Source organism: Verrucomicrobiota bacterium, from assembly GCA_016871535.1.
GTDB lineage: Bacteria > Verrucomicrobiota > Verrucomicrobiia > Limisphaerales > SIBE01 > VHCZ01.
The window spans coordinates 1-8,014 of record VHCZ01000274.1 but is presented as its reverse complement, the minus strand read 5'-3'; the positions used below and the strand labels follow the sequence as shown (position 1 = coordinate 8,014).

Here is an 8,014-nt window from a genome sequence, read left to right as displayed (position 1 = left end):
AGGGCGAGTCCGTCCCGGCGAGCCGCCAAGCCATGGAAAGCTTCCTTGGTTTCAAAACCATGCCTATGCCCCATGAACTGGTAAGGACGCGTTCCACCGCGTCCCTGGATTGGCTCTTCCGATCGTTGAGTAAGTTCAGGGACGGAGTGGAATCCGTCCCTACCGGGTTCATGGAAAGATCGCTCGTCGTTCGGCTCAGAGAGGACTCTTCGCCCTACCGCCACCGACGCTGCTTCGGATTGACGCGTCCCCGCGCCGAGCACTTCTTCGATTCGCTGGTAGCGAAAAGGCGCTGCGAAATCGTAGCCCAATTCCTGGCGGTACCCGGGCGGAATCAACTTGTTGTTCGCGCTGGCCAAGAAATGGCTCGCCGGGTTGTAGGAATGCGGCAGTTGCGTCGCGCGCAGAAAGCCGCGCCATTCGTAACGCCCCTCGGCGCCGGGCACAGGCAACAGGCCGAACCAACCCTTGCGCACCGGCGCCAGTCCGCCGACGTGCCAACCGATATTTCCATCGACGTCCCCATAAACGAAATTCAGCGACGGCACTTTCCAGCGCTGCAGCGCGCGCTCGAATTCTTTCCAGTTCCGCGCGCGGCCCACGGACAGCGACGCGAGATAACCGGCCGATCCCGGTTCGCTCCCCACCCAGCGCAACGCATACGCGCGGTGGCGATTCGCATCTTCGTAGATCACCGGGCCGTGCGCCGTGAATTTGAGCGTCACTTCGACCGGTTGCGCCGCGCCTTTCACTTTGATGTGCTCGCGCTCCACGCGCATCGGCACCCAACGCCCGCGCCGGCGATATTCGTCAGGATTGTCCGGATTCGTTTCCTCCACATAGAGATCCTGCTGGTCGATCCCGTAAATGGTGATGCCCCAGCCGATGCGTTCGTTGTGGCCGATCGCGACGCCGGGCAGCGCTGGTTCGCCGCTGCCGATCACGTTCCAACCCGGTCCGACCAAATGCACCATATACCGCAGGCTCGGCAGCATGATCGGACGATGCGGATCGCTCGCGAGGAGCGGTTTGCCGGTCGTCGTGCGCGTGCCATCCACGACCCAGTTATTGCTGCCGTCGAGCGGATCGAACCGGCTGGCCGCGCCGGCGCCTGTAGCGTTCGCGAGAATGCGGGCATCGATCCCTTCCAGGTCCAGACCAGACGGAACTTCCAGCGGGCGGTAAGGATCGGTCGGGACCAATTCTTCGACCGTCTTGACACCCAACTCGCGGATCAATCGGGCGCGCGCCACTTCCATCCCGGCGTTGCGCGTCATGATGTAGCCGGCCATGCGCGTCACGCAGACTGCGGGCGTCCAGGGCTCCGGCTTGATTCCGGTGAGTTGAAATTCGATGGGAAGTCTGTCGCGGCTGAATTCGATGAAGAAATTCACGCCGCGTACGAACGATTCGATGATTTCGCGTCCGTCCGGAGCGTAACTCGCGAATTCCTTGTTCATGTCGCCGCGATAGCGGAGCAGCCGCGCAAAGCGGTCGCGCTGCACGGCGCGCGGCCCCAGGACTTCCGCGAGTTTGCCCTCGCCGACGCGCCGCCACAAATCGAGTTGCCAGAGGCGATCTTGAGCGGCGACGAAACCTTGGGTGAAGAAAAGATCAGATTGAGTTTCGGCATAAATGTGCGCCACCCCCCAGGAATCTCGAAGCACTTTCACCGGACGGCGCAAGCCGGGCACACTGATCTCGCCGGCAGTCTGGGCCAGCGCGTTCCGGGCGCGGGCCTGGAGATCGTCCGCGCTCAAAGCAGCGGGCACCGAGCTAACGAAGGCCAGTTCGGCAAGGAACGCGAGCAATGCGACAGATGGGCTTCTCATGGCGACCTGCCATCGCCTCGGCGCCATGCACAAGGCCGATGAACCCACCCCTTCCCCTCCCAGGAGGGGAACTGGGACCTGCGACGTCGGACAGAGCTCCCCTCCTAGGAGGGGCGAAGGGGTGGGTTGGTTCATGGGAAGCTTTCTTGGCCTTTGGGCCATGCACATGGGCCTTGAACCGAAAACCCTGCGGACCGCAGCCTTCAGGCTGCTTCCGCGCGCTCTCCGCAGTCGAGCGTTGAAGCGGCCTAAAGGCCACGGTCCGGAGGAACGGTTCATGGGAAGGGATGGCGCGGTGTTGGTTCTGATTCGTCGGACTGGAGAGATTCTGCGCAAATCAGCCCTCGAACTCAATGGCTGAAAGAAGCGGGTGGGGCGAGGCTCCCGCCGAGCCAATGCCATCGAAGATAGGCTCCGCAGGGCGTCGCCCCACCGTCGTTAACTGCATTCCCAGGAAGATCTACCACGGATAACACGGATGAGCACGGGTAGCTTCTTGATCCGTGATCCGTGTGATCTGTGTAATCCGTGGTTGCTATGGTTGCGGTTTTCTCCGCGCTGTGTCACTTGCCCGCGCTCCAGCCGCCGTCGATGAGAAAGGCGGTTCCCGTGATGAAAGCGGACTCGTCGCTGGCCAGGTACAAGGCGGCGTGCGCAATTTCTTCAGGCTTCCCCATCCGGCCCAACGCCTGGGTCGCAGACATTTCCTGATACGCCTTCGCAGGATCGGGATATTCCTTGAGCCGCGCGGACACGAAAGGGGTCTCAACGCGGCCCGGACAAATGCAGTTCGCGCGAATGCCTTCCTTCGCGTGGTCCAGCGCTAAACTTTTGGTCAGCCCGACGACCGCGAATTTCGTCGTGCAATACGCGAGCCGGTCGCGCACCGCGACGACGCCTCCGATGGACGCCAGGTTGATGATATTGCCGGATTTCCGCGCGAGCATGCCGGGGAGAAACACTTTGGTGACGTTGAAAACGCCGCGCACGTTCACGCAATACATCCGGTCGAGATCCGCGCCCGTCGTCTGCACCATGGTGCCGACATGGCCGATGCCGGCGTTGTTGACGAGAATATCGAGCCGCTGCTTGCTGCGAAGCACGAGATCTGCCGCGCGCGCGCATTGCTCTTCGTTCGCCACGTCAAGCGGGAGAAATTCAGCCTGGCCACCTTCGCGCTGGATGCAAGCGGCCGTTTCCAGGCCGGCCTTCTCGTGGCAATCGGCGACAAACACGCAAGCATTCGCGCGCGCGAACACCTCCGCAATGGCCGCGCCGATTCCGGAAGCCGCGCCGGTGACTAGAGCGATTTTGTTTTGAAGGCTGAACATACGCCAGACTCAGCAAGGAGAATTCAAGCCGAACAGGAGGCTACACAGACAACGGAGGCCGCGAACTCGAAGAGGAATCAGACTCGTCGCGCCGGGTTGCCCCGCGAACTCTGTGTTCTCTGTTTGCTCCTGTTGCACCCGAATCTTGCTGCGGCCTACGGTATTTTGAGGAGTTCCGCTTCCGTCCAGGCGTCTTCGCGCTTGGCCGTCTCGGCGCGGATTCTCGCGACGGTCTTGGGATCGACCGGCGCGGCGGCGTTTCCCCATTCGCGCCGGATGTAAGTGAGCACCGCGGCGATTTGCTCGTCTTCCAGGATGGCCAGGGCGGGCATTTCCTGCTGGTAGGTTTTCCCGCTGACTTTGATGGGCCCTCGCAATCCCTGGAGCGAAATTCGGATCAAACGTTCTTCCGAACCCGTGGCCCACTCCGAGTTTGCTAACGGCGGCGCGAGGCCTTCCTGGCCGTTGCCGTGCGGTTGATGGCACGCGCCACAAATGACGGCGTAAAGTTCCTTGCCCGCCTCGAAGCGCGCTTGTTCCGCCAGCGACAACGGTTGCACCGCGGGAGCCTTCTTGTCCGGAGCAGTCGATGACTGGCTTCCACTGGAGGAACGAGCGCGCTGGGCAAAAATCAAAAGGCTGAGGACAGCCAGCGCAAAGGCGGTTCGCAACAACATTCGGTTTCCAAATTGCACAAAAGCGCGAGTTGGTTACCTGAGTTCAGCCCGCTTGCCAAGCGGTTTCGCGATGTGGTCCGCTGCGCGGGCGTTTCCGCGCTGCCCCCGGAGCGCGGCCTTGAGCTGCTCTCACACTTCATTACTGTGCAGACCGTGGGATTGACGACAGATCGACCGGAGAACCGTAGCGCAGATTCTCAATCTGCTGTATCGCCGATTTCCAATCGGCAGGGCGCCGGCAAGTCCCAGCGGGCTCGGACTGGGAGACGCCCCGCAGAATACAATTCTGCGATACGGCAGAGTGCAACTCTGCGCTACGAGCTTTGTCGTCCATCCCGCCGACCAAGCAGTAACCTGGCAGCGTCGGCGAAAGCGGCGAGGCGCTTCGCTTCCCGCCGCAGTCCAAAGGGTTTGGCGCATCGTCACCGAATTCCGAGCGGAACGGACTCGCCTGTCCCTATCCGTACTTGACCCGACAGGGAATCCGTACTCTCCATCGCCCCACGATGACGGTCGCGTAGCCCCGCGTGACGAACAAGCCGACAGTGCCATGGGCGCCTTGGAGGAATCGACTGCGGGCAGAACAAGCGCTCCGGGAGAGCGAAGCCCGCACCCGGCTGATTATCGATTCCGCGCTCGACGCCGTCATCACGATGGATGAAGAGGGCGCCATCCTGCGGGAGAATGCGTGCTCGTGGTGGACGACGAGCGCGCGATCCGCGAAATCACCCGGGGCACTTTGGAATCCTGCGGCTACCGCGTCTTGACCGCCAAGGATGGCACGGAAGCCGTCGCGCTCTACGCTCAACACCAGCAAAACATCCGCGGCGTGATCACGGACATGTCCATGCCGTTCCTGGACGGACCGGCGACCATACGCGCCTTGCAGAAGGTCAACGCCGCCGTGAAAATTCTCGCCGTCAGCGGTCTCGCCGAGAATCCCGGCCCGCTCGACGCCGCGCATCCTGGTTCCGTCCGATTTCTCCAAAAGCCCTACACCGCCGAGGAGCTGGTGAGGACGCTGCACGGCATGCTGCACGAACCGGTGCTGGGCCAGGAGCAAGTCTAGACTTCTTCGTCATCTTCCTCTCCCCGCGAGGAACGAGTGGGGAGAGGACCGAGGAGAGGGGCGAGCCAATAAAGACGGCCCTCCTCTCCCCCGTCCCTCTCCTCCCTGCCGAGGGAGAGAAGGAGAAATCTTGAAGCAACTCTCGATTTCATCCCTTAATTCAACAGCAGTGCGGGCCGGGCGTGGGTTCGCGGTCACCATGCGAGATCGCGGAATCGTGGACGTCATCCAGGCATCTCCGGACTGCGGCAGTGAGCGTGGGGGGATTGAACGGTTTGGCGAGGAAATTGCGGCCCTCGCGCAGAATCGGGCTATACGCTTTCAGGTCAATGCTGTAGCCGCTGGTGTAGATGATTTTCAACTCGGGCCGTTCAGCCTTGAGGCGTTTCGCCAGTTCCATCCCGGTGGGTTCCTCCGGCATCACGAGGTCGGTGAGCAAGAGATCGATTTGCCGGCCGCTGCGATTCCATATCTCCAGCGCCTCGCGGCCATTGGCGGCGGTCAGCACGTTATACCCGTGAAGTTTCAGGATTTTTTTGACGAGTTGGCGGAGAGACGGCTCGTCCTCCACCACCAGAATGGCTTCCGCTCCGCCCGCCACACTTTCGTCCGCGGGAGGCGGGGCTGACTGGCGGTCGATCTCCCCTGCGCAAGGCAGGTAAACCCGGAAGGTCGTGCCGGCGCCCAGGCAGCTTTCCACTTCGATCCAACCCTGATGCTGTTTCGCAATCCCATAAACCAAAGCTAATCCAAGGCCGCTCCCTTTGCCGACGTCCTTGGTTGTGAAGAACGGCTCGAACACCCGGCTCAAGGTTTCCGGCGCCATGCCGCAGCCGGTGTCCTCGAACGTCAGGCGGACGAACGCGCCGGGCCGAGCCTCCGGATTTCGGCGCGCGTAAGCAGAATCGATTTCCAGCGCTGCCAGGCTGACAACCAGCTTCCCGCCCGACGGCATCGCATCGCGCGCGTTGAGCGCCAGGTTGATAATCAATTGCTCGAGCATTCCGGCGTCGGCGTTCACGAGCGGGAGATGGCCAGGATAAGCGAATTGCAGTTCGATTCGTTCGCCCAGCAATCCACGCATCATTCGCCCGGCGTTCGTGACCACCTCGGTCAAATCCAATTGCAGGGGCTGCATCATCCGTTTCCGGCTGAAGGCGAGCAACTGCGCCGTCAAATTCGCGGCGCGCTCGGAGGCGCCGGCAATGTGGTCCATGGATTCCCGGGCGTCCGGATCGAAATGAGGAAGAGTGGAGAGCAGATTCACATGGCCCTGAATGATGGTCAGGATGTTGTTGAAATCGTGCGCCAGGCCGGCCGACAACTGGCCGACGGCTTCCATCTTTTGGGCGTGCCGGAGTTGCGCCTCCAGGTTCAATCGGTCGGTGATGTCGGCCGTAACCGAGCAAGCGAGTCAGGCTTTCGTTCACGTCCAGGAACCGCTCATCGCGCAGGCGCGTGATGGCCAAGGGGAGCGGGCTGGATCGAAACGCTTTGGAGAAACGTTCCTCAGAGCGGCGCACCTCTTCTTCGCTCTGTTTGCGCTCGGTAATGTCTGCGACGGCGCCAATGGTTCCGATGATTTCGCCGTCAGGAGTGCGATAAGGCGCGGCGTGAATCTCCGCCCAGAACCGAGAGCCGTCTTTTCGTTTGAGAATCAGCTCATAGCGTTCGGTTGCTCCGGCAGCGCGGCGCTCATTTTTGCGTTGAATTTCGTCCCAGGCCGCGGCGGGCACGATCAGTTCATACGAGCGGCGCCCGATCATTTCTTCCAGAACATACCCGCAAAGCTCGGTCATCCGGCGGTTGGCGTAGAGGATGATATCTTCGAGGTCGGTGATGAGAAGGCCTTCGCCGATGTTTTCCACCACGGTGCGGAAGCGCGTTTCCGAAAGGCGCAGTTCTTCCTCCGCGCGCTGGCGTTCCGTGGCTTCTTGAATGCGGGCCAGCGCGCCGGCGGCGTGGTTGGCCAGAGTCTGAAAAGTTTGCAGGTCTTCCGGCGTGTAGGCATGGACCGCGTAGCTTTGAATCGAAAGGATGCCCACGGCCCTTTCCCCGTCGCGAATCGGCACGAACATCAGCGACGAGGAGCGCAGCGACGTGTTGCCAATCGGCCGCAGCTCCGGTTCCGGGTCCGGCCCTCGTCCGCGCAAGATCAATTGCGGGCCGTCACTCAACACCCGCCGGCTGATCGGCGTGGGTTTCATGCCGATCAGGGAAGGGGACACTTCCGTCTTCCGCCCGTCGATGACGTCCAGGGTGATGATTGGAATCATCTCGTCGGAGGCCGCCGAATACAGGTGAAGAAATCCAGCGTCCCACCCGAACAAATCCTGGGCGGCGTGAAGGATGATTCTTCCGGCTTCGACCGGCGTGGTGGCGGCGGCAAGCTTTTGGGCCAGGTTGGAGAAGACAGCCAGGCGCATTTCCGACTGCTTGCGTTCCGTGATGTCCCGGTAATTCACCACCACGGCGTGAACGCTTGGCTCGGCGAGCAGATTCGTCACCCGGGCCTCAACCCAGACCCAGTGACCGTCTTTGTGTTGCCGGCGGAGTTGCACGGCGACCGTGGCGCCGGGGCTGTTCAGCAAGGCCACCAACTGGTTCGACAGCGCGGCGGAATCGGATTCGTGAACGTGGCTGAGAATGTTCTTCCCCACGACTTCGGGCGCCGCGTAGCCGAGCATCCGGGTGATGGCCGGGCTGGCGTAAAGCACGGTTCCCCGCGGATCGAATAACACGATGCCGTCCGAGCTTTTCTCGATGAGCGCGCGGAAACGGCGGTCGCCTTCGCGCATGGCAGCGTCGATCCGATCGCGCTGGCTCCGGACCCGGTAAAGGATTTCCACGGCGGCGAGGAGGCCGGGCGCCAGAACCAGAATCGTCCTCACCGAGTTGATCGGATTCTCACGAAGCAACTGAACTACGATTCCGGAGGTGGCAATCGTCGCAAACAACATGCCCGGCGCGATGGCGCGGCGTGGGTCTGGGAACTGGCGCGGGTCAACTTTCCCGGCGCCATTTTGATCCTGGATTTCTATCATGCCATGCAACATCTCCATGGCTTGGTCGAGGCGCTCTGCGGCAAAGACACCGTCGAAGGCA

6 protein-coding genes and 2 pseudogenes are annotated in these 8,014 nt (G+C 61.8%); 2 read left to right on the top strand and 6 right to left on the bottom strand.

The window, feature by feature from the left end; translation table 11 throughout:
* Positions 1-1,832 (bottom strand): penicillin acylase family protein (locus FJ398_23560; protein ID MBM3840875.1); only part of this gene is annotated, 1,832 nt, incomplete at its 3' end.
* 133 nt (positions 1,833-1,965) lie between these two features.
* Between FJ398_23560 and FJ398_23555 the strand changes: the two genes are divergently transcribed.
* Positions 1,966-2,193, top strand: a complete 228-nt coding sequence (locus FJ398_23555) for a hypothetical protein (protein MBM3840874.1) — start codon at positions 1,966-1,968, stop codon at positions 2,191-2,193.
* Positions 2,194-2,395: 202 nt separating this feature from the next.
* Here the strand turns inward: FJ398_23555 and FJ398_23550 are convergent, their stop codons facing one another.
* Positions 2,396-3,163 (bottom strand): glucose 1-dehydrogenase, encoded by a 768-nt coding sequence (locus FJ398_23550; protein ID MBM3840873.1) that lies wholly within the window; start codon positions 3,161-3,163, stop codon positions 2,396-2,398.
* Between the two features lie 155 nt (positions 3,164-3,318).
* Positions 3,319-3,840 carry a cytochrome c gene (locus FJ398_23545; protein ID MBM3840872.1) on the bottom strand — a complete coding sequence of 174 codons (522 nt, stop codon included), beginning with the start codon at positions 3,838-3,840 and terminating at the stop codon, positions 3,319-3,321.
* Positions 3,841-4,528: 688 nt separating this feature from the next.
* On the opposite strand from FJ398_23545, the gene FJ398_23540 reads away from it, so the two are divergent.
* Positions 4,529-4,909: a response regulator gene (locus tag FJ398_23540; GenBank protein ID MBM3840871.1), complete on the top strand. Its 381-nt coding sequence runs from the start codon at positions 4,529-4,531 to the stop codon at positions 4,907-4,909.
* Between the two features lie 160 nt (positions 4,910-5,069).
* Here FJ398_23540 and FJ398_23535 read toward each other — a convergent pair whose 3' ends face one another.
* From FJ398_23535 to FJ398_23525, 3 genes and pseudogenes are all read right to left on the bottom strand, one after another.
* Positions 5,070-6,287, bottom strand: coding sequence for a response regulator (locus FJ398_23535; GenBank protein MBM3840870.1), 1,218 nt, complete (start codon positions 6,285-6,287; stop codon positions 5,070-5,072).
* Positions 6,288-6,432: 145 nt separating this feature from the next.
* Positions 6,433-6,954 (bottom strand): annotated as a pseudogene (locus FJ398_23530) (PAS domain S-box protein).
* Positions 6,955-7,326: 372 nt separating this feature from the next.
* Positions 7,327-7,971: pseudogene (locus tag FJ398_23525) on the bottom strand (PAS domain S-box protein).
* Positions 7,972-8,014: the final 43 nt, after the last annotated feature.

What these genes read in the sequence shown, in the direction of transcription:
- FJ398_23550 (MBM3840873.1), bottom strand. Translation starts at nt 3,163, where the DNA reads ATGTTCAGCCTTCAAAACAAAATCGCTCTAGTCACCGGCGCGGCTTCC.
- FJ398_23545 (MBM3840872.1), bottom strand. Translation starts at nt 3,840, where the DNA reads ATGTTGTTGCGAACCGCCTTTGCGCTGGCTGTCCTCAGCCTTTTGATT.
- FJ398_23555 (MBM3840874.1), top strand. Translation starts at nt 1,966, where the DNA reads ATGGGAAGCTTTCTTGGCCTTTGGGCCATGCACATGGGCCTTGAACCG.